A 20,982-nucleotide genomic window follows, 5' to 3' on the forward strand; every position below is an offset into this window, starting at 1 on the left:
TTCGCGCGATAAGTCACCCCCTGTCGGGGAGTCAGTTGATGAGCGCACCGCCTTCAATATCAATGACCGTGCCAGTGACAAACGGGTTATTCAGTAAAAACAGATAACCTTCAGCGATGTCCTGCGCGCGACCGTACGCTTTCACCGGCAGATTCTCAGCCGCCGCCTGAAGCATTTTTTCACGAGCGGCAGGGTCCATCGTGGCGTACGCCTCCGTATCCGTCAGGCCGGGACTCACGACGTTTACGCGCAACGGCGCGAGTTCTTTTGCCAGCACCTTTGCGGCCGATTCAATGGCAGCGTTCATCGTGGATTTAACAAGCGTGCCGCTCAGAGTGCGTCGAGCCAAAAAACCGCTGGTCAGCGTCAGCGTTCCACGCTGCCGGATATTTCTGCTGAGATGCCTGGCCGTGTAGATGCTGCCCCAGAATTTGGTATCAAAAGCGCGCCGCGCCGCGCTGAGATCCATGTCCGTCAGAAGGCCACCGGGTGCACTGGAACCTGCGGTAAACACAATATGATCAACATCACCCAGCGAGTGACTCAGCGCAACGACTTCAGCTTCGTTACTGACATCCAGCATTAATGTCCTGACATCTGCTGGCCTCAGAGTAAGCGACTGGCGCGCAGCTTCCAGCTTCTCTTGATTTCGTCCTGCCAGAATAATGCTGTTTTCCTGTTCCGCCAGCGCGCTGGCCACAGCAAAACCAATGCCTGACGCGCCACCAATAATTAACGTTTTACTCATCGGTTTACTCCTCATCTTCTTAAAAAGTGGATGGCTGTATATCGGTTGTGAAAAGGGGTTAAAGCACTTTACTTACCCAGGCTTTCTTTGATAATGGCGCCTCAGGTGCAATGACTTTTCGGAAAAGATGAAATATGGGAAAGCTCGAGGATATGGCGCTGATCGTTGAAGTAGCCGAGACCGGTGGCCTGTCGGCCGCCGGACGTCGGCTGTCGCTTTCTCCGGCCTCAATGACGGCAAGACTGAAAGCAATTGAAGAGCGCTACCAGACCCGGCTTTTTCATCGTTCCACGCGCGCCCTTACGCTGACCAGGGCGGGAGAGGATTTTTACCACGCCGCTTTGCGGGTACTGAATGAGGCCCGACACGCAGAATCGCTGCTGATGCAGAAAGAGGGGGTACTCAGCGGAAACATTCGCATCTCTGCGCCGTCAGATTTTGGAAGACAATATCTGAGCCCTGCGTTACTGGATTTTTCCCGCCTTCATCCTGAAGTAAATACGTCGGTTTACCTGGGCGAACGCGTTGAGGATTTAATTGCTAACCGGCTGGACATGAGCATCCGTTTCGGTAATTTGCCGGACAGCAGCCTGATTGTCAGGAATATCGCTCCTAACCACAGGGTGCTGGTTGCCTCAAATTCCTATCTCCAGGCCTGCGGGATGCCCTCTACGCCTGATGCGCTTCACCATCACAGGTGCCTGGTTCTTGAGCGACACGGTGTGGTTATAAATGAGTGGCGATTTGAGGAAGAAGGTGTCAGCAGAACGATCCGCGTGGATCCTGCCATGGTGTGTAACGATGGCGCGCTTCTCCGTCAGTGGGTGCTTGAGGACGGAGGGATTGCCTGTAAATCCTGGTGGGATGTAAAAAGAGACGTTGAACAGGGCAAGCTTAATGTGCTGTTTGCAGAAAGCTTTATAGGGTTCAGCCGCTTCGATCGCAAAGATGTTGGGCTGCAGTTTGTCTACCCGCAGCGCAAGCTTCAGCCTTTACAGGTGACCGCCTTCAGTGCTTTTTTTATCGACTGGCTAAAAAAAGAGTGAGCGAGACCTTTTTCATTCAGCCCCAGCGTCAGACGGCACCTGCCAGCATTTAATCTTCTGTATTGTGAACCCGGTCACCTCCTCGCCGGGCGCTATTTAAACGAACCCCACTATAGTCATTAACATTCCGATTACGGTGGGTAACTAAAATGAAAAGAAATAAAAAAACGGTGCAGAACCGTTTAGCCACAAACATCACCATGGCATTATCCCTGGCTGTTTTTTCACTGGCGGGAAGCAAAATGGCAAATGCCGCGATCGATCATCAAACAGCGCTGGTTGGCACCTGGACATCGCTTCCAGATGCGCCGTCAGCGCAAAAACCTGACCATCCCAGTGAGGGGTTATATCGCCTGAAGGTGAACAGCGACGGTACGCTGACGCCACTCGAGGTGATCAAGATGAAAAGTCCGTCGTGGATTGTGAAATCGCGCGATGGGCGTTTTGCCTACACCACCAATGAAGAGAATGATGGGGCGGTCACCGCGCTGAGTGTGGATAAAAGCGGCCAGGTGCGGGTGCTTAATCGCGTGAACAGTCACGGCCAGCAGCCCACCCATGCCACCATCAGCCCGGACGGTAAGTTCCTCTTTGTCTCTAACTACTCCGTGGCGAAAGGTGGGGCGGGCATATCGGTCTTCCCAATCCATCACGATGGCAAACTGGGCGAGCAGGTACAACATTTTCCGTTCGAGCACGGCACCGGCGCCGTTGCAGGGCGTCAGGATAGCGGCCATGCGCACGCCACCGCGTTTACCCGTGATGGCAAATATCTCTACGCAGCCGACCTCGGCGGTGACAAGCTGCACGCCTACCGTTATTACGCTGACAAAGCTGAGCCGCTGGAGGCGGATAGCGCGCGCGACGTGAATTTTACTGCCGGTTCAGGTCCCCGCCACATGGTATTTACGCCAGAGGGCAAGCATGCCTATGTCATCACTGAGATGGCCGGTGAGATTGTCGTGTTCAGTGTGGATCAGGATCGGCTGGAACCGGTTGGCCATATCAGGCTGAATAGAGAGAATAGCAGCGCAGAATATCGCAGCGGTGGGGGGATTATTTTAAGTCCGAACGGCAAATATGTGATTGCCTCGAACCGCGGATCAGATAATAAATTGCTGGTGTTCAAAATTGAAGCCGATGGCATGTTAGGCAAACCGGTAAGCTATAAGGCTAACGGAATTGAACCGCGTGCCTTTGCCTTCGACGCTAGCGGTAAATATCTTTACGTGGCTAACGTCTTCACCAACACCATTTCTCTGTTCCATTTCGATGAGAATACCGGCGAGATGAAAGCGGCGGGTGACGCGGCGAAAATCTCTACGCCAACGGATATTGCATTTTTTAATTAAGAAGCATCAATGCGCTCAGCAGCAGGCGTTTGCTGCAAATTCGCTGTTTTGAGGGTATCACCTGCGCGTTTTAACCCGCAGCATTGCTCAGGTTGTTCTATCTTTAATGTCGTCATAATAAAACAACTGCTGGAGTAAGGGTTTATGTCGGAAGAAACAGAAAAGAAATCGCTTAGCCACCGTGCGCCCCACACTGGCCCGGAATCCTCAGAAGCCGGTATGGGTTCGCTGGCACCCAGTGATGGTTCGCATCAGCCGCAGCCCGAACCCACGCCGCCCGGCAAACAGCCTACCGCACCCGGCAGCCTGAAAGCCCCGCAGACGCATAACGCCAAACTTGACCAGCTCGAAGCACACCGTAAAAACGGCACCGACCGCGCCCTTACCACTAATCAGGGCACGCGCATCGCCAACGATCAAAACTCGCTGCGCGCCGGTTCCCGCGGTCCTACGCTGCTGGAAGATTTCATCATGCGTGAAAAGATCACGCACTTCGATCATGAGCGAATTCCAGAGCGAATCGTGCACGCTCGCGGCTCTGCGGCGCATGGCTATTTTCAGCCTTACCGCTCACTTAAAGATCTTACTAAAGCCCAGTTCCTGAGCGATCCAGACCAGACCACGCCCGTTTTTGTCCGCTTCTCCACGGTGCAGGGCGGTGCCGGTTCCGCCGACACCGTACGCGATATCCGCGGCTTCGCCGCCAAGTTCTATACCGAAGAGGGCGTGTTTGACCTGGTCGGGAACAATACGCCGGTCTTCTTTATTCAGGATGCGCATAAATTCCCCGACTTCGTGCATGCCGTTAAGCCGGAACCGCACAACGAAATTCCGCAAGGCCAGAGCGCTCATGACACCTTTTGGGATTACGTTTCTCTCCAGCCGGAAACCATGCATAACGTCATCTGGGCGATGTCCGATCGCGGTATTCCGCGCAGCTATCGCACCATGGAAGGTTTCGGTATTCATACCTTCCGCCTGATTAATGCCGAAGGCAAAGCGACCTTTGTGCGTTTCCACTGGAAGCCGGTAGCGGGTAAAGCCTCGCTGCTGTGGGATGAGTCGCAGAAGCTGACCGGGCGCGATCCTGACTTCCATCGCCGCGATTTATGGGAAGCCATTGAAGCGGGAGACTATCCGGAATATGAACTGGGACTGCAGCTGATCCCGGAAGAGGATGAGTTTAAATTTGACTTCGATATTCTCGATGCGACCAAACTGATTCCAGAAGCGCTGGTTCCAGTCGAGATCGTCGGTAAGATGGTGCTCAACCGTAACCCCGATAATTTCTTTGCTGAAACCGAACAGGTTGCGTTCCACCCTGGCCATATTGTGCCGGGCCTGGATTTTACTAACGATCCGCTGTTGCAGGGCCGTCTCTTCTCCTATACCGATACGCAGATCAGCCGCCTGGGCGGACCGAATTTCCATGAAATCCCGATCAACCGCCCGACCTGCCCTTACCATAACTTCCAGCGCCAGGGCATGCATCGTCAGGATATTGATACCAATCCAGCCAACTACGAGCCGAACTCGATCAACGACAACTGGCCGCGCGAAACGCCGCCAGCGGCTAAAAATGGTGGGTTTGAAAGTTATCAGGAGCGGGTGGAGGGCCACAAGGTGCGTGAGCGTAGCCCGTCATTCGGCGAATACTATGCCCAGCCGCGCCTGTTCTGGCTCAGCCAGACCGAGGTCGAGCAGCAGCACATTATCGGCGCCTATTCGTTTGAGCTGAGTAAAGTCGCGCGCGCCTATATTCGTGAACGCGTGGTGGATCATCTGGCGCGCATTGACATTGCCCTGGCGCAGGGCGTCGCGGATAACCTCGGTATCGCCCTGACCGACGAACAGCTGAATATTCAGCCGCCAGCGGCAGTCAACGGCCTCACCAAAGACGATAGCCTGAGCCTCTATGCGATTCCAGACGGCGAGATCAAAGGGCGTCAGGTTGCCCTGCTGCTCAGCGACGGCGTAAAAGCGGACGATGTGCTGAATATCTTGCAGGCGCTTAAAGCCGCGGGCGTACATGCCAAACTGCTGGCGCCGCATATGGGCCAGGTGCGCGCAGACGACGGCTCTGTACTGCCGGTCGACGCGACCTTTGCCGGTCTGCCTTCTCTGACCTTTGACGCGGCGATCGTGCCGGATGGCAATATCGACGCTCTGCTGAAGAGCGGGGATGCGCGCTACTTCCTGCTGGAAGCCTATAAGCACCTGAAGGTGATTGGTCTGGTGGGTGAGGCGCGCCGCTTCAAAACGCAGTTCGGCCTGGAAGAGGCGGATCGTGAAGAGGGCCTTGTGCAAGGTGATAAAGCGGAAAGCGCGCTGATGTCTGAATTCACACAGGCGATGAAAGCGCACCGCGTCTGGTCGCGCAGCCAGAAGGCGCAAACTATTCCTGCATGACGATAGCGGCTGGCGATCGTTGCGCGGTTGATCCTCTCGATTTCGGGCCGGGTTGACTGCAGGCATAGCAGAGGCAAAAAGGGCGACATGTTTATCATGGCGCTCTTTTTTTTTAACGCTACTTTTACGCGTGCGCTGCAGAGCAGCGACTTTATCCCGCCGCGTCGGCTCCAGAGGCGCGATTTATTCAGGCTACCGGCAGAAACAGTTACTTACCGTTTTCATCAAACTCAGCTGAAGTTATCGCCTCGCCTGTCGATACTGTAAACGCAAGGTAACGCGCTTAATGGCTGACGTTATCGCTGTTTTTAATCGCGTAGGGATGCGGCATCACGCCTGCTTTTACGTCCTGACGTTTCAGGCGGCCTCTCAGGTGCTTTCTTCTGGCGATGTTAACGATCCGTCTGACGGAACCTGTCTCCAGCTTGCTGTTTCATGCCGACCCCAGCATTTTAAGGAGGGGATAGATTTGAAATCCACTATCCATACGGAAGCGGCACGCCTTTACGCCCTCGATCAGTATCAGCTGATGAAGAGGCCGTACTCCGATGCGCTTGATCGGCTCACCTTGCTGGCGGCTAGCCTGTTTCGGGTACCGGTATCGTTTATTTCGATAATTGACAGCGAAAAGCAGCTTTTTAAAGCGCGCTATGGACTGAATATTTGCGAAACGTCGCGCAGCGTCGCTTTTTGCCATTACACCCTGGAACAGGACGACATCCTTTGCGTGCCGGATACCCATCTGGACCCTCGGTTTCGCCAAAATCCGCTGGTGCTCGGCTACCCCCATATCCGTTTCTATGCCGGTATTCCGCTGGTGACGCCGGAGGGGCACCGCATTGGAACGGTTTGTCTGGTCGATACCCAGCCGCGGCCGCCGCTAAGCGCAGCCGACAGAGGTCACCTTGCGGCAATCGCTTCACTGGTGATGGACCGTATGGAAGTGCATCGCCTGGAGTTGCTGCGGCATAGCAGCCAGCAGCGGCTGGAAGCGATATCCGCGACCTCATCCGATGCCATTATCTGCACAGATATTAAACAGGGCGTCATTTTCTGGAACCCGGCGGCAACCAGCCTGTTCGGCTATAGCGCGCAGGAGATGACGGGCGACTATGTGGCCGGGCTGGTTTCAGAGCGATCCCAGACCCACTATCGTCAGGAGCTGGCGCGCATGATGGCCGATCGGTCGGCCATTTCGCAGCCGCGACGGATTCAGGTCTGGGCAAAGCGGCGCAACGGGCAGGAATTTCCGGCTGAAGTCTCCTTTTCAGGCTGGTATGAGGATCAGGACAGGCTGGTCGGGATGATCATTCGCGATGTCACGGAGCGTCACGAAAGCGAGGCGCGCCTGTGCGAACTTGCCTCGCTCGATATGCTGACCCGCCTGGCGAGCCGCGGCGCGTTTATGGATCAGCTTGAGCATCTGACGGCCGCCGACGTGCCTTTTACCCTCATGATGGCCGATCTGGACGGATTTAAAGAGATCAATGATTCGCTTGGGCATGCAGCGGGCGACGCCTTGCTGTGCCATGTGGCCGATCAGATTCGCCTTGTCTGCGCACACGCTGTTATGGCGGCGCGACTCGGTGGCGATGAGTTTGTGATCCTGCTGCCGGAAAACGGTCAGGCAGCGCAGCGGGTTGCGGAACAGCTGATTCTGGCGGTGCAGGCCCCCTTTACCTGTCAGGACACCTCCGTCACCGTTGGAGCCAGCCTGGGCATCGCCTGTTTCCCAGAACATGGTCCGGACGCCTCGGCGGTGATGTCGGCGGCGGATCTTGCGCTTTATCGCGCCAAGGCAGCAGGCAAAGGTTGTAGCGTGCTTTTTCTGCCGAGCTTTCTCGAAGCTGACCAGCAGCGCCGCCGTTTTGAACGTGAACTTGAGATGGCTGTGCGTCAGCAGCAGTTCGTGCTCTTTTATCAGCCTCAGTATGATGCCGTCAGCGGTAAATTAACCGGCTGCGAGGCGCTACTGCGCTGGCAGCATCCTGCGCGGGGAATGCTGCTGCCCGGCGCGTTTCTAAACATCCTGATGAAAAGCTCGCTTTCCCTCACGCTTGGCGAGTGGATCTTACGTAGCGCGCTACGCCAGGTCAGCGAATGGCGACGCTACCTGCCTGCGCTGCGCGTCAGCATCAATCTTTTTCCACGCCAGCTGGATGACAGCCGTCTCGACAGACTGCTGGGCGAACTGACGGCCAATGACGCCAGCTTCGTCAACCTTGAGGTCGACGAGTCGATGCTGACCACGCTGGTGCAGGAGGTTCCGTCTCGCTTCAGTGCCATCAGGCAAACCGGGGCCAGTTTTATTATCGACCACTATGGACGCACGCTGGGCGCGATTAACCTGCTGCAACATGAATTTGTTACCGGTCTCAAAATAGATAAGTCGCTTACGGCACAACTGGCCGACAGCGGACGCATCCGCATGATGTTCCGCGCGCTGGCGGCATTAGGGAAAAGCCTGAGCCTGACGGTACTGGCGGAAGGGGTAGAAAATGGCGCGCAGCGCGATTTCGCCGCCCAGTCGCAGTGCGACATTGTTCAGGGCAACGCGCTTGGCGAGCCTCTTAGCCCAGAAGCCTTTCAGAGGCTGTTGCCTGATACAGCGGTCTGTTCGCATGAGTAATAAACCTACCGATTTTTTTATGGTTAAGTTCGCTCTGAGACGTAGTCTGAGGCGGAGGATATGTGTTGATAGATTTTGATAACGACAGCCATCGTTACTGCGTGCTGCAGGCGCTGCGCGAGCCTGATGCGAGCCGTGACGATGTGCTGCATCAGTTTGTGCAGCTCGCCAGTCAGGTACTGGGCATTCCGGGCAGTTTTATCTCTGTGCTGGACGACAGCGACCAGTATATTCAGGCTGCGCATAATTTCGTGCTGAAACAGACCGCGCGCGAAGATGCTCTGTGCCGTTACGTCGCGGATAACGACGCCGAGATTGTGGTACCAGACACCTTACTTGATAGCCGCTTCATGGCGCACCGCTATGTTACCGACGCGCCGTTCATCCGCTTTTATGCTGGCGTGCCGCTGAAAGACCGCGAAGGTCGCCTGTTTGGGACGCTCTGCGTAACGGATGGCGAGCCTCACACTTTTAGCGTCGAGCAGCTGCTGACCCTCAAGAAGCTGGCTAACTTAATGATGTCTTTCCTGGAGGCCTGGCATGCGGCGGGGTTTACCGACCCGGCCACCGGCATGCCAAACCGGCAGCGGTTGATGCGCGATCTACAGTATCTCGCCGACTCGGGCGATGTCTCCTTGCGTCGTCTGGTGCTAATCGATTGTATCGATATGCCTCGCGCCTATGAGCTGGCTCGCTCCATGGGGATGGGCCCGGTTGAGACATTGCTAAAAAATGTCGCTGCGCTGCTGCCGCGGCTGCTGCTGCCCGCGTCTGACGAGCGGCTTTACACCGTCACGACCGGACGCTTCGCCCTGTTGACGCATGGCAAAAGCCCATTGAGCGCAGCGTCGATTGCGGAGCGGTTAACGGGCATGAGCGCCGAGCTGGGTGAAGGCCTGTCGCTCGCGCTGAGTACGCATACCGGGCAGGTTGATTTTACCGCAGGCTGCTGCAACGCTCAGGAAATTCTGCGCCGCGCCGCCAGCGCGCTGTATGAGGCAACAGGCAGCGGCACTCCCGCCATGGCCTATACCGAATCAGCGGATGTGCAGCAGGGTCGCGATTTTAAGCTTATGCGTGAGTTTGCTGCAGCGCTGCATCAGGAAGGGGGGCTTTATCTGGTTTATCAGCCCAAAATTTGCCTGAGAACCGGCGCCCCTGTCGGGCTGGAGGCGCTGATTCGCTGGTGCCACCCCGAACATGGCGAGCTGCTGCCCGGGGCTTTTGTGCCGCTGGCCGAGAAGACGGGACAGCTGCCGATGATGACAACCTGGGTTATCGATCGCGCCATTCTTCGCCTGGCGCATCTGCGCGATAAGGGTATCCAGCTGCCGATTACCGTCAATATCAGCCTCAATGATTTTGCGTGCGAAGGGTTTGCCGACGATCTTGAGAGGAAATTAAACCAGTATGGCTTGCCGCCTTCACTGCTCGGCATTGAGTGTCTGGAAACCGAGCGTATTCTGGAGAGTTCGCAGGCGATGCAGGGGCTTGAGCGGCTTAAGCAGCGCGGCTTTACTATTTCGCTCGATGACTTCGGCACCGGCTACAGCAATATCAGCTATCTGCGGCAGATGCCGCTGGATGTTATTAAGCTCGATCGCTCTCTGATTAGCAATCTTTCAACGGATACCGCCTCGCGAATTATCGCCTGCAGTATTATCAACATGCTCAAGGCGCTCGATTATGTCGTACTGGCCGAAGGCGTCGAGGACGCGGAAACGGGACGAATCCTCTCGGAATATGGCAGCGACCAGGCGCAGGGCTATTTTTATTCGCGGCCCATGGCTGAGAAGGCGCTGGACGCATGGCTGCTGAGGAAACGAGACGCGCTGACTGAATGAGTCGTGGCCAGCGTGCTGCGCGAGCGGTAAATCAACGCCTGGCGGGAGCTAAGGGTGTTGCGCTTCTTTGATCAGGGCGGCCAGCCGGTGGAACTGGGTAACGATTTCGCTCTCCGCCATGCTGGCAAAGCCCAGCAATAAACCGGCCTGACGCTTTTCGCCGACATAATAGCTCGACAGGGCGCGCACCAGGATGCCCTGACGATTAGCGCGCTGCGCCAGCGTAAGGTCGTCAACCCCCGCTGGCAGCTGCAAAATCAGATGCAGCCCGGCATTGCTGTTGTACTGGCCTAAAAAACTGCCGCCTAATTTGTCGTTGATTAAATTGACCAGAACCTGCCTACGTCGGCTGTATAACTGGCGCATTTTCCGTATATGCGCCGCGTAATAGCCTTCCCGGATAAAATCAGCCAGCGCTGCCTGGGTCAGCTGATGCCCGCCGCGATAGAGCTCGCTATGCACTCTTTTCAGCGGCGTTTTCAACTGCTCAGGCAGAACCATATAGCCGAGCCGGAGCGCGGGGTAGAGGGTTTTGCTGAAGGTGCCGACGTAAATCACCGGGCTGTTGGCCTCTAGCCCCTGTAATGCAGGAATAGGCTGGCCGGCAAAGCGAAACTCGCTGTCATAGTCATCCTCCACGATCCAGCTATGGGTTTTGCGCGCCTGCGCCAGCAGCTGCTGCCTGCGGCTCAGGCTCATCACCGATCCCAGAGGATACTGGTGAGAAGGCGTAACAAAAATCAGCCTGGGCGGAACGGCCACTTCGCCGTCGGGGATCAGCCCCTGCTCGTCCACCGGCATGGTGACGATCTCGACGCCGTTCATACGGAGGATATGTTTAATGCCCCAGTAGCCGGGCTCCTCTGTCCAGGCCCGCTCTCCAGGATTGCAGAGCGAGCGCGTCACCAGATCGAGCGCCTGATGAATGCCTTCGGTAATCAGGATCTGGTCCGGCGTGCACTGCACCCCGCGCGCCGTGCGCAGGTAATCGGTCAGCGCGGCTTTAAGCACCTCGGCACCGCCCGTGGTGTCATAGGTTAAAAGCGCAGGCGACAGTTGACGAGCCTGACGATCGTAGAATTTTTTCAGCACGCGGTGGGGGAAGTTCGCGACGTCGGGCACGCCGGGTAAAAAGGCTCCCCACTGTCTGGGGCTGGCGCTGGCGTGCGACAGCAACAGCAGGCCGCGCTCAGAGAGTTGGGAAGCGTCCTCTGCGGGCACCTCATCCTGACGTGCGGTCGGTCGCCCCCCGAGATTATCGAGCACGCTGTGCGTGACGACCGTTCCGCTGCCCGTACGCGAGGAGATATAGCCCTCCGCCTGCAACTGCTCATAGACCCGCAGTACCGTATTGCGCGACAGCTCAAGCTCACTGGCCAGATCGCGCGTCGGCGGCATGCGAGAAGAGGGCGTCAGATTGCCCGAAAGAATGGCGTTGCAAATAGCGCTATACAGTCGCTTATGCAGCTTTCCTTCCGTGCCGTTAAAAAATGCCTGTCTGATCACATCCCCAGCGAGTGAACGCATTTGGATCCTGCAAATAAAATGATTTGGCTCTCGAATAAGGTACCAAACGCTGACAGATTGTCTCCAACAGTTCAAATAAATTGTGAAGGGAAGGAGCTTACTATGCGTAATAACCATCTTCAGCAGCGTCGCCTGAATGCCACGCCGCGCGGCGTGGGCGTGATGTGTGATTTCTATGCTCACTCGGCCGACAACAGTACGCTGACGGATGTTGAGGGCAATCGCTATATCGATTTTGCTGCAGGCATCGCCGTGCTCAACACCGGCCATCGTCATCCTCGTGTGGTGCAGGCCATGGAGCAACAGCTTAAGGCCTTTACCCATACCGCCTGGCAGATCGTGCCTTATGAGAGCTACATTTCGCTGGCGGAGAAAATCAATGCCGCCGCGCCGATCCAGGGCGAACGGAAAACCGCTTTTTTTTCCACCGGCGCCGAAGCGGTGGAGAACGCGATCAAAATTGCGCGCGCCCATACCAGACGCCCGGGTGTCATTGCCTTCGGCGGCGGCTTCCACGGGCGCACCTATATGACGATGGCGCTAACGGGCAAAGTGGCGCCGTATAAAATCGGTTTCGGGCCTTTCCCGGGCTCGGTTTTCCATGTGCCTTATCCTGCCGAACGGCATAAGGTGACAACCGCTGATGCGGTCAACGCTATCGAGCGCCTGTTTAAGTGCGATATCGAGCCGACGCAGGTCGCGGCCATTATCTTTGAACCGGTGCAGGGCGAAGGCGGGTTTAATGTGGCGCCGCCAGAGCTGATTGCCGCGATCCGTACGATCTGCGACAAGCATGGCATCGTTATGATCGCGGACGAGGTGCAGAGCGGCTTCGCCCGCACCGGCAAGCTGTTTGCCATGGATCACTATCAGCACCAGCCCGATCTGATGACCATGGCGAAAAGCCTGGCGGGCGGGATGCCGCTCTCCGGCGTCGTGGGCAAAGCGGAGATTATGGACGCACCGGCGCCGGGCGGTCTGGGCGGCACCTACGCGGGCAATCCCATGGCGGTGGCCGCCGCACACGCCGTGCTGGATATCATTAAGGATGAACAGCTCTGTCAGCGCGCCGATGCGCTGGGCGAGCGCCTGCGCGTGGTACTGAGGGATTGTCAGGCGTGGTGCGCCGAGCTGGCGGAAGTGCGCGGTCTGGGATCGATGGTCGCGGCAGAATTCTGCGACGCGCGGACCGGCGAGCCCTCCGCCGCCGCGGCGCAAAAAGTGCAGAAGCTGGCGCTTGAGCAGGGGCTCCTGCTGCTGACCTGCGGGCAATATGGCAACGTGATCCGCTTCCTTTATCCCCTGACTATTCCAGACGCCCAGTTCGAAGCGGCGCTGAGGATCATCGAATCCGCGACGAAACAGTAGGCAAAAAGGTTATAGCGCGTTTATTCGCGCTATGGCCGAATAACAAAAAAGTGAGAGGCTGAGCTGTCAGCCATCAGGCAGCACGGCTTGTGTGAGAATCGTTACGCGGCAGCGAGTAATGTGTGCGCTTATCAGCAAAATCCACCGATATTGGTTGTCAGCATCGCAGGCGCCTCGTAGGCTGAAAACGATTTTATTAGTCCATTTTGTATCTCAATGAAAAAATCGTTTCGTTAAAAAGCTTACTCTGGAGTCCGCGATGAAAATGCTTAAGCCATTATTGTTACTGGGTCTGCTGTCTGTTTCCGCCACGGTATCGGCAGAGAAAATTGCCGTGTCGATGGCTTACTTCGATCAGAATTTTTTAACCATTATTCGCCAGTCGATTGATAAAGAGGCGAAAGCGCGCGGGCTCGACGTGCAGTTTGAGGATGCGCGCGGCGATGTCGGTCGCCAGACCGATCAGGTGCAAAGTTTTATCAGTTCCGGCGTGGATGCCATCATTGTCGATCCTGTTGATTCAGCCAGCACGCCGCAGCTGACCCGACTGGCGCAGCAGGCGAAGATCCCGCTGGTGTATGTAAACCGGACGCCGGGAGATAAAACGCTGCCGCAGGGCGTAGTGTTCGTCGGGTCTGACGAGCGGGAATCGGGCACCTTGCAGATGGAGGCGCTGGCGAAAATGGCTAACTACAAAGGCAACGTGGCGATCATGATCGGTAACCTGACCGACGCCGGCGCGCTGCAGCGTACCAAAGATGTAGAGCAGGTTGTCGCGAAATACCCGGGAATGAAAGTGGTACAGAAGCAACCTGCCAACTATGCGCGTAACGAAGGCATGGATCTGATGCTGAACTGGCTCGGCAATGGTGAAGATATTGATATCGTTGCGGCCAATAATGATGAGATGGCGATTGGCGCAGCGATAGCGCTCTCTAAAAGCAAGAAAAAGGTTCTGGTAGGGGGCATTGACGCTACGCCAGACGGGTTGAAAGCCCTTGCGCAAGACAAAATGCAGGTGACCGTTTTCCAGGATGCGGTTGGTCAGGGTAAAGCGTCTGTGGACGTGGCGCAAAAACTGATCAAAGGCGAGAAAGTCGATTCTCACCTGTGGATTCCGTTTGAGCTGGTCACCCGAGAAAATATGCAGAAATATGTGGAGAAGGGCCAGTAACGACGTAAAACAACGATCGGCTTGCCGCTGCAGGCCGATCGTTCAGGTCACCTCTTTTCACTCCGCTTCATCGGCACGCTGCGCGTCATAACCCGCCTGCGCCTGCTCAATCGCCGCGCCATATTCCCTGGCCCAGCCCACCAGCGCCACAAAAGGCGCCTGCAAGGTGCGGCCCAGCGGCGTGATGGCATACTCCACCGCCACGGGGGAGGAGGCGATCACGCGGCGGCTGACCAGACCGTTGCGCTCCAGTCGGCGCAGCGCCTCTGTCAGGGCCTTGTGCGTGATCGGATCAAGCCGGCGCCTGATGGCGTTGAAGCGCGCCGGTTCGCTGCACAGCACGGTCAGGATCAATACCGACCACTTGTTCGCCACCTGTTCCAGGACTGGGCGCGTGCTGTTGATCTCTGCCAGCAGGGCCGGGATATCGGTCGCCATCTAGTTTCCCTCTGTATATCTGGTATAGATTAAGTGCGTAATTGACACTAAATATACGAAATATATTATCTGGCTTCCACTCTATTTCTGGAGCAGCCATGTTGAAACTCAGAGGAAAGACCGCCCTGGTGACCGGCGGCGGCAGCGGTATCGGCTTTGCGGTCGCGCGCCGCTTTGTGCAAGAAGGCGCCCACGTTTTTATTACCGGCCGACGCGAAGCGCAGCTGGCTGAGGCGGTCAGGCTTATCGGCGGCAGCGTCGAGGCGATAGCCGGCGACCTCACTTGCGCCAGCGACCTGGCTCGACTGTTCGAAACCCTCCACGCCAGAGCAGGACGTCTCGACATTTTTGTCAATTCATCAGGCGTCTCCGAGCCTGCGAGCCTGGTCGATACCACCGGGGAGCATTTCGATCGCGCCTTCAACCTGAACGTGCGCGCCATGGTGTTTGCGGTACAGCATGCGGTTCAGCACATGGGCGAGGGCGGCGCTATCGTGCTGGTCGGTTCCATTGCCGGCAGCATCGCCAATCCAGGCTACGGCGCCTATTCCGCCAGCAAGGCCGCGGTACGCTCCTATGCCCGCACCTGGAGCACGGAGCTGGCGCCGCGCGGCATCAGGGTCAATACGCTAAGTCCCGGACCGACCGACACGCCGATGTTCGACCAGGCCAGCGACGATGTGCGGCTGACGCTGAGCGCCCGGATACCGGCCGGGCGTCTGGGAAATGCCGATGAAGTGGCGGCTGCCGCCTTGTACCTGGCCTCGGACGAAAGCCTTTACGTCAGCGGCGCAGAGCTGGTGATTGATGGCGGGATGACGGCGTGAGCGCCAGCCAGTGCGCAATGCCGCGCTGAGTGGAGGTTGCACGTGGAGGGCAGACCGCATCAGTAAATTACTGGCCAGTTCTGGGCGGATTGCGGTGTTTAAATGGCTGGAAAGCCCTGACGAAGCCTTTGCTGATTACGCTCAGCTCTGTTTCTGTGAGCAGTATGGCGTCTGTGCCAGTCTCATTCAGGACAAGGCGGGCCTGTCGCAGCCCGCCGTCTCGCTGTGTCTTAAGCGCGGTAAGCGGTGATATGCAGGCGGCCGCGCTAGACCTTCATCCCCCTGTTTTCAGCGCCCGCTTTGTCGCCTGCCGGGTTGTCCAGCGCGGGATCCGTCAGCGTTGCCCGCATGCGAGGGAGGCTGTGCGGATAGTTTTGCTGGACAAATTCAATCATCTTCTCCCGCACATGGCAGCGAAGATCCCAGGCCGTGGGGGAGTTTTGCGCCGTCATCAGGAGTCGGATGGTCATGGTTTTGTCATCGGCATCGGTGACCTGAAGCACCTGCGTCTCTCGATCCCAGAGCCGGGTTTCGCTCAGGATCTTTTCAAATTGCCTACGCAGCGGCTCCAGCGGCATAGAGTAATCCAGGTACAGGAAGACGGAACCTAAAATCTGCGCATTTGTCCGCGTCCAGTTCTGGAAGGGATTTTCGGTGAAGTAGGTAATGGGCAGCACCAGTCTTCGCAGATCCCAGAGACGAACGACCACATAGGTCAGGTTAATCTCTTCAATCCATCCCCACTCTTTTTCAACCACCACCGCGTCATCGATTTTAATCGGCTGGGTGAAGGCAATCTGAATGCCGGCGAAGAGGTTGACGAGCGACTTCTGCAGGGCAAAGCCGATGATGATGCCCGCCACACCGGCCCCGGCGAGAATGGTGGTGCCGAATTTTCGCACGCCTGGGAAGCTGAGCAGGATAAGAGAAAGACAGATGGAAACAAGCAGCACAATCGCCACTTTTTTGACATAAATAATCTGCGTGCGGATTTTACGGGCGCGCAGATTGTTGGAAAGATTAATATCATAGCGGATAAAAAGCATATCCTGCGCGACGTTAATCAGGCGAATTAAAACCGAGCACAATGACAATATAATAAATATATTGAGCGTGGTGGTGACAAATGAAAAGGATTCCGGGTGAATCTCGATATAATTCACGCCGACATTAATCATGATCAGCGGGATGAAGAGAAACATGGAGCCGCGTAGATGTTTTTCAAGGGATTTGAATAGCTTTCTGTCGCGACCCTGCCAGTAACGAATGAATCTCAGCAGTAAAAAACGGGAGAGAAAACCTGCGGTTAACGAGAAGATGACGAGCAATACAGCAGGCACCCATGTTGGCATGTCAGAGAACTCACCAGATAGTAAAGCCATTATTTTCCCTTATGTTCGGCTGACAGCAAGGCTGTCAGCGAAGTGGTAAATGTCAGTAACCGTTGTCATCACGGCTATCTGCTGATGACGTAATTAACTCCCTTAGTTTATGAAAAAGTGAGTCGCCTGCCTGGTTTACCTTGTTAAAAATCGAAAAGCGTCCGGAGCCGGAGGGTGTTTGCGTTCCAGCTTATTGATATTGAGGGAGAATTTTTCTGCCCCAGGGCGTGTCGCCTGAAGATGCAGCGGGTTGCGGTCAGCCGGCAATGCTCAACGCTTACGACCGCCGGCGGTCAGTCCGTGACTTTCGGACAGCAGATCGTAAATCTCCTGCGAGGAGAGCGGGCCAGAGAGGACAACGCTTATCCAGTGCTCTTTATTCATATGGTAAGCGGGCAGAATGCCCTTTTTTTGCCTCAAGGAACCGATATGTTCCGGCCGGATTTTGACCGCCAGCACGTCAATTTCCTCCTCGCTTTCAAGCCCCAGCTTGCTGCCGGGCACGTTCATCACGATACCGAACCACTTTTTCCCGTCGTGATGCCGGAGCACAGCATAGCCAGGCAGATTGCCCCATAAATATTCCGGTTCCGCCTGGTAGTGCTCAAGGGCATATTTGAATAGCGTCTCTCGTTTCATCGTATCACCTGGCGCTCTGTTGATTTTAAGAGACACAAACGCCCCTAATACGTTTTCAGTTTCGAGTGAACATACAGGGCGAGCAAGCTAAAACGCAATAGTGTTGCAGACCGGCGTTGAGACTCCCAGCCTGCAGGCGCGCTTCTGGCTAGCGAATAAAGGTTTTTTTAACGCACACCGAATAGTGAAAGTAAGGTATCCAGATACAGGCGTGAAGGATATGCCTGACAATCGGCATGATTTGCTCATAACCCAGCGACACCTCCGGGAAAAGATATTGCATGCAGGCCAGATCAAGCAGCATGATCGCCACGCCGACGGCGAGCAAGAGCGTATAGGCCAGGGGTAACGATCGCTTTTTACGTACGAAGAGAGAAACCGTGAAGATAATATAGAGCAGCGCGAAGAAGCTAACCTTTCTCATCACACTCAGCGCAATATTCCTGATACTGAGAGATTTCGTTATCGCACTTTATACATGTCCATTTAAAAGGGGCGTCGGTCATTATTCATCCTTGTAGTGATTCCGTTCTTACGGTTACCGATCGTGTCAGAACGGATAAACGTCGTGTAGATCGCTATCGGCTGGCCAGGAGGTATCCTTTAGCGTTTTTCATGCCCATTCTGAACGTGGCGCGTTAGCACGCCTCCACAGCGCTCGCTCTTCCACTACGCCTTCCGCCAAACGTTTTGCGATAAGATGAGAGGGAAATCCCCACCGATTTACGGAAGGCGGCGCGGAAACTCTCCATCGATGCAAATCCACAGCGCGTCATGATTTGCTCATTAGCAAGCTGGTTATTTTCCAGCAGCTCGCGCGCCAGATTCATTCTCGCCTGCAGCAGCCAGGCTTTGGGCGTCGTGCCTGACGCTTCTCTGAAGCGTCGCAGGAAGGTCCGCTCCGACATCAGCGCCTGCTGCGCCATCTGGCTGACCGACAAGGGGCAGTGCAAATGCTGGAGCACCCAGTCCAGCAGCGGCGCAATCTCATCGCGCGGCTTTTGCGCCACAGGAGAGGGGATAAACTGGATTTGCCCGCCGGAGCGCTGCGGCGCCATCACCAGGCGTCTTGCGACGATATTGGCGATATGGGTGCCGTAATCCCGGCCGATCAGATGCAGACAGGCATCGATGCCCGCCGCGCTGCCCGCCGAGGTGATGATTTGCCCGCTGTCGACATACAGCACGTTGGGATCGACCGTGACCTCAGGATAGCGCGCGGCCAGTTCGTCGGTGTAGCGCCAGTGGGTGGTCGCGCGCTTGCCGTTCAACAAGCCAGCCGCAGCGAGAACAAAGACGCCCGAACAGATTGACAGCAGGCGCGCCCCACGCTGAAAGGCATCGCATAAGGCGTCGAGTAACGCCTGGGGCGGCTTTTCATCGCGGTTACGCCAGCCGGGGATAATAATGGTCTGCGCCTCGCTGAGCGACGCAATGCCAAAGCTCGATACGATCTGGATCCCTTCTGCCACCTGCATCGGCGAGGCGTCGACCGAGACGATGCGGTGACGGTACCAGGGGAAATCGAATTCAGGCCGAGGCAGGCCAAATATCTCCACCGCAATGCCAAACTCAAAGGTACAGAGTCCGTTATAGGCCAGAACGGCCACTAAACCTGATTCATTCATCATTGGCGGAAAACTACCGATTATTGTCAGAACCGCCACTTTATCAGTCTGATGACGCTTCATACAATCAACATCCCTTCAGACAGGAGAGATAAACGATGACCAGTTTAATCAGCGAAGTTGCACCAGCCACCCCTGCGGAATCTTTACAGCATTTCAGCCGTCGCCTGGCCTTTGAGACCGACTGCGCTGATGTGCATCACAGCCAGAAAACCGGCGATATCGACTATGTGCTGGTGGATGTCAGAAGCAATGAAGCCTTTTTAAAGGCGCACGTGCCGGGCGCGATCAATATCCCGACGCGCGCCATCACTGAAGCGCGCATGGCTGAATATGCGCGCGACACGCTGTTTGTCGTCTACTGCGCCGGCCCGCACTGCAACGGCGTCCATCGCGCCGCCGTTCGCCTGGCTAGCCTGGGATTCTTCGTTAAAGAGATGATTGGCGGCATGACCGGTTGGGTTGACGAAGGGCTTGCGCTGCAGCAGGAAAACGGCACCGCTCCCGTTGGCGGCTTCTCCTGCGAATGCTGAATCGGGACGCCTTTTCCGTTTTTCTGCCGGAAAGGACGGTCGCTTACCCCGCAAAATTGTTGTGGGGTAGCTCAAGCTTTCCGCTAAAGGTATTATAAAGGTATTGTCATTGGTGTTAGGTTGCTTCTACCAACACCGGGGAGTCCTTTCCAATGAAAACAACAATACCCAAACTGGCTTTTATGATGTTTCTTGAGTGGTTCATATGGGGCGCATGGTTCGTGCCGCTGTGGGCCTTTCTCAGCAAAAACGGCTTTTCACCCGTTGAGATCGCCTGGTGCTACGCCTGTACCTCTATCGCCGCCATTCTGTCGCCGATCCTGGTGGGATCGCTGGCGGATCGCTTTTTCCAGGCGCAAAAGGTGCTGTCGCTGCTGACCATTGTCGGCGCACTACTGATGTTTTTCGCCGCGCAGCAAACCCACTTCAGCGGCTTCTTTCCGCTGCTACTGCTCTATGCGCTCACCTACATGCCGACTATCGCCCTGACCAACAGCATCGCTTTCTCCCACGTGGGGGATGTCGAGCGCGACTATCCGCGCATCCGCGTGATGGGCACCATCGGCTGGATCGCCTCCGGTATCGCCTGCGGTTTTCTGCCGCCGCTGTTCGGCTTCGGCGACATCTCCGCCAGCAATGTTCCGCTGCTGATCACCGCCGCCAGCTCGCTGATGCTCGGCCTGTTCGCGCTGACGCTGCCCGCCACCGAACCGAAAAGCACGGCGAAATTTAGCCTGCGCGTCGCACTGGGGCTGGATGCGCTGCACCTGCTGAAAGATCGCAGCTTTCTGGTGTTTTTTGTCTGCTCCTTTCTGTTCAGTATGCCGCTGGCGTTTTACTACATCTTTGCCGAAGGCTACCTGACCGAAGTCGGTCTGCCGCACGCCACGGGATGGATGACGCTTGGCCAGGTGTCGGAGATTTTCTTTCTGCTGGCGCTGCCCTTTTTTATTAAACGTTTCGGCATCGGCAAGGTTCTCCTGCTCGGCCTGACGACAGCGGCGCTGCGCTACCTGTTCTTCATCTTCGGCAGCGATCAGAACCTCCTGACCTTTGGCTTGCTGTTTATGGGCATTTTGCTGCACGGCGTCAGCTATGACTTCTACTTCATCACCGCCTATATCTATGTCGATAAAAAAGCGCCGGTAGCGATGCGTAACGCGGCGCAGGGGCTGATTACGCTGGCGTGCCAGGGAGTCGGCAGCCTGCTGGGCTATCGCCTCGGCGGTTATCTGATGCAGGAGATGTTCGCCTATGACCAGCCGCGCAACGGCCAGACATTTAACTGGGCAGGCATGTGGCTGTTCGGCAGCATCATGATCGTCATTATCACCGTCGCCTTTATCGTACTGTTCCGCGACGGCAAAAAGCGCAGCGACGAACTCACCACTTTCGACCATTCAGCCACCGCTGACAGCCATAAATAAGAGATGTAAAC

The 20,982-nt window shown here is 56.2% G+C and carries 17 protein-coding genes and 1 pseudogene; 11 read left to right on the plus strand and 7 right to left on the minus strand.

Annotated elements, in window-relative coordinates; genetic code table 11:
• Positions 1 to 31: 31 nt before the first annotated feature.
• Positions 32 to 748 (minus strand): SDR family oxidoreductase, encoded by a 717-nt coding sequence (locus ACR6A7_RS04250; protein WP_434123565.1) that lies wholly within the window; start codon positions 746 to 748, stop codon positions 32 to 34.
• 134 nt (positions 749 to 882) lie between these two features.
• Here ACR6A7_RS04250 and ACR6A7_RS04255 point away from each other — a divergent pair, with 134 nt between their 5' ends.
• From ACR6A7_RS04255 to ACR6A7_RS04275, 5 genes are all read left to right on the plus strand, one after another.
• Complete coding sequence (locus ACR6A7_RS04255; RefSeq protein WP_434123566.1) at positions 883 to 1,794, plus strand: LysR family transcriptional regulator; 912 nt, start codon at positions 883 to 885, stop codon at positions 1,792 to 1,794.
• 149 nt (positions 1,795 to 1,943) lie between these two features.
• Positions 1,944 to 3,146, plus strand: a complete 1,203-nt coding sequence (locus ACR6A7_RS04260; RefSeq protein ID WP_434123569.1) for a lactonase family protein — start codon at positions 1,944 to 1,946, stop codon at positions 3,144 to 3,146.
• Between the two features lie 144 nt (positions 3,147 to 3,290).
• The gene (gene katE, locus ACR6A7_RS04265) at positions 3,291 to 5,555 is read left to right on the plus strand and encodes a catalase HPII (RefSeq protein WP_434123570.1); all 2,265 of its coding nucleotides are present in this window, start codon (positions 3,291 to 3,293) and stop codon (positions 5,553 to 5,555) included.
• A 529-nt stretch (positions 5,556 to 6,084) separates the two neighbouring features.
• Entirely contained in the window at positions 6,085 to 8,184 is a 2,100-nt protein-coding gene (locus ACR6A7_RS04270) for a putative bifunctional diguanylate cyclase/phosphodiesterase (protein WP_434123803.1), read from the plus strand.
• Positions 8,185 to 8,246: 62 nt separating this feature from the next.
• Positions 8,247 to 10,028: an EAL domain-containing protein gene (locus ACR6A7_RS04275; RefSeq protein ID WP_434123571.1), complete on the plus strand. Its 1,782-nt coding sequence runs from the start codon at positions 8,247 to 8,249 to the stop codon at positions 10,026 to 10,028.
• A gap of 48 nt (positions 10,029 to 10,076) precedes the next feature.
• Here the strand turns inward: ACR6A7_RS04275 and pdxR are convergent, their stop codons facing one another.
• Positions 10,077 to 11,555 carry a MocR-like pyridoxine biosynthesis transcription factor PdxR gene (pdxR, locus tag ACR6A7_RS04280; RefSeq protein WP_434123573.1) on the minus strand — a complete coding sequence of 493 codons (1,479 nt, stop codon included), beginning with the start codon at positions 11,553 to 11,555 and terminating at the stop codon, positions 10,077 to 10,079.
• 102 nt (positions 11,556 to 11,657) lie between these two features.
• Here pdxR and puuE point away from each other — a divergent pair, with 102 nt between their 5' ends.
• Together puuE and ACR6A7_RS04290 are read left to right on the plus strand one after the other, a co-directional pair.
• A complete protein-coding gene (puuE, locus tag ACR6A7_RS04285; protein WP_434123574.1) occupies positions 11,658 to 12,923 on the plus strand; it encodes a 4-aminobutyrate transaminase in 1,266 nt (421 codons plus the stop codon).
• A 259-nt stretch (positions 12,924 to 13,182) separates the two neighbouring features.
• On the plus strand, positions 13,183 to 14,097 hold the full coding sequence (locus tag ACR6A7_RS04290) for a sugar ABC transporter substrate-binding protein (RefSeq protein WP_434123575.1): 915 nt from the start codon (positions 13,183 to 13,185) through the stop codon (positions 14,095 to 14,097).
• A 57-nt stretch (positions 14,098 to 14,154) separates the two neighbouring features.
• Here the strand turns inward: ACR6A7_RS04290 and ACR6A7_RS04295 are convergent, their stop codons facing one another.
• Positions 14,155 to 14,535 carry a winged helix-turn-helix transcriptional regulator gene (locus tag ACR6A7_RS04295; RefSeq protein ID WP_434123576.1) on the minus strand — a complete coding sequence of 127 codons (381 nt, stop codon included), beginning with the start codon at positions 14,533 to 14,535 and terminating at the stop codon, positions 14,155 to 14,157.
• A gap of 98 nt (positions 14,536 to 14,633) precedes the next feature.
• On the opposite strand from ACR6A7_RS04295, the gene ACR6A7_RS04300 reads away from it, so the two are divergent.
• Together ACR6A7_RS04300 and ACR6A7_RS04305 are read left to right on the plus strand one after the other, a co-directional pair.
• Complete coding sequence (locus ACR6A7_RS04300; protein ID WP_434123577.1) at positions 14,634 to 15,362, plus strand: SDR family NAD(P)-dependent oxidoreductase; 729 nt, start codon at positions 14,634 to 14,636, stop codon at positions 15,360 to 15,362.
• A gap of 58 nt (positions 15,363 to 15,420) precedes the next feature.
• Positions 15,421 to 15,597, plus strand: a pseudogene (locus tag ACR6A7_RS04305) (transcriptional regulator); the annotation flags it as partial.
• 31 nt (positions 15,598 to 15,628) lie between these two features.
• Here the strand turns inward: ACR6A7_RS04305 and ACR6A7_RS04310 are convergent.
• From ACR6A7_RS04310 to ftrA, 4 genes are all read right to left on the minus strand, one after another.
• The gene (locus ACR6A7_RS04310; protein ID WP_434123578.1) at positions 15,629 to 16,744 is read right to left on the minus strand and encodes a mechanosensitive ion channel family protein; all 1,116 of its coding nucleotides are present in this window, start codon (positions 16,742 to 16,744) and stop codon (positions 15,629 to 15,631) included.
• A 270-nt stretch (positions 16,745 to 17,014) separates the two neighbouring features.
• Entirely contained in the window at positions 17,015 to 17,383 is a 369-nt protein-coding gene (locus ACR6A7_RS04315) for an MmcQ/YjbR family DNA-binding protein (RefSeq protein WP_434123579.1), read from the minus strand.
• Positions 17,384 to 17,531: 148 nt separating this feature from the next.
• Positions 17,532 to 17,807 (minus strand): DUF2569 family protein, encoded by a 276-nt coding sequence (locus ACR6A7_RS04320; protein WP_434123804.1) that lies wholly within the window; start codon positions 17,805 to 17,807, stop codon positions 17,532 to 17,534.
• 214 nt (positions 17,808 to 18,021) lie between these two features.
• On the minus strand, positions 18,022 to 19,014 hold the full coding sequence (gene ftrA / locus ACR6A7_RS04325) for a transcriptional regulator FtrA (RefSeq protein ID WP_434123580.1): 993 nt from the start codon (positions 19,012 to 19,014) through the stop codon (positions 18,022 to 18,024).
• Between the two features lie 95 nt (positions 19,015 to 19,109).
• On the opposite strand from ftrA, the gene ACR6A7_RS04330 reads away from it, so the two are divergent.
• Both ACR6A7_RS04330 and ACR6A7_RS04335 read left to right on the plus strand, forming a co-directional pair.
• Entirely contained in the window at positions 19,110 to 19,544 is a 435-nt protein-coding gene (locus ACR6A7_RS04330; protein WP_434123581.1) for a rhodanese-like domain-containing protein, read from the plus strand.
• 152 nt (positions 19,545 to 19,696) lie between these two features.
• Positions 19,697 to 20,971, plus strand: a complete 1,275-nt coding sequence (locus tag ACR6A7_RS04335) for a nucleoside permease (protein WP_434123582.1) — start codon at positions 19,697 to 19,699, stop codon at positions 20,969 to 20,971.
• Positions 20,972 to 20,982 lie beyond the last annotated feature (11 nt).

The organism is Pantoea phyllosphaerae (assembly GCF_051025595.1).
Classification (GTDB): domain Bacteria; phylum Pseudomonadota; class Gammaproteobacteria; order Enterobacterales; family Enterobacteriaceae; genus Pantoea.

Coding starts and splice junctions, on each gene's coding strand:
- ACR6A7_RS04335 (WP_434123582.1), top strand. CDS start 19,697: ATGAAAACAACAATACCCAAACTGGCTTTTATGATGTTTCTTGAGTGG.
- ACR6A7_RS04320 (WP_434123804.1), bottom strand. CDS start 17,807: ATGAGAAAGGTTAGCTTCTTCGCGCTGCTCTATATTATCTTCACGGTT.
- ACR6A7_RS04300 (WP_434123577.1), top strand. CDS start 14,634: ATGTTGAAACTCAGAGGAAAGACCGCCCTGGTGACCGGCGGCGGCAGC.
- puuE (WP_434123574.1), top strand. CDS start 11,658: ATGCGTAATAACCATCTTCAGCAGCGTCGCCTGAATGCCACGCCGCGC.
- ACR6A7_RS04315 (WP_434123579.1), bottom strand. CDS start 17,383: ATGAAACGAGAGACGCTATTCAAATATGCCCTTGAGCACTACCAGGCG.
- ACR6A7_RS04310 (WP_434123578.1), bottom strand. CDS start 16,744: ATGGCTTTACTATCTGGTGAGTTCTCTGACATGCCAACATGGGTGCCT.
- ACR6A7_RS04270 (WP_434123803.1), top strand. CDS start 6,085: ATGAAGAGGCCGTACTCCGATGCGCTTGATCGGCTCACCTTGCTGGCG.
- ACR6A7_RS04295 (WP_434123576.1), bottom strand. CDS start 14,535: ATGGCGACCGATATCCCGGCCCTGCTGGCAGAGATCAACAGCACGCGC.
- katE (WP_434123570.1), top strand. CDS start 3,291: ATGTCGGAAGAAACAGAAAAGAAATCGCTTAGCCACCGTGCGCCCCAC.
- ACR6A7_RS04255 (WP_434123566.1), top strand. CDS start 883: ATGGGAAAGCTCGAGGATATGGCGCTGATCGTTGAAGTAGCCGAGACC.
- ACR6A7_RS04330 (WP_434123581.1), top strand. CDS start 19,110: ATGACCAGTTTAATCAGCGAAGTTGCACCAGCCACCCCTGCGGAATCT.
- ftrA (WP_434123580.1), bottom strand. CDS start 19,014: ATGATGAATGAATCAGGTTTAGTGGCCGTTCTGGCCTATAACGGACTC.
- ACR6A7_RS04260 (WP_434123569.1), top strand. CDS start 1,944: ATGAAAAGAAATAAAAAAACGGTGCAGAACCGTTTAGCCACAAACATC.
- pdxR (WP_434123573.1), bottom strand. CDS start 11,555: ATGCGTTCACTCGCTGGGGATGTGATCAGACAGGCATTTTTTAACGGC.
- ACR6A7_RS04250 (WP_434123565.1), bottom strand. CDS start 748: ATGAGTAAAACGTTAATTATTGGTGGCGCGTCAGGCATTGGTTTTGCT.
- ACR6A7_RS04290 (WP_434123575.1), top strand. CDS start 13,183: ATGAAAATGCTTAAGCCATTATTGTTACTGGGTCTGCTGTCTGTTTCC.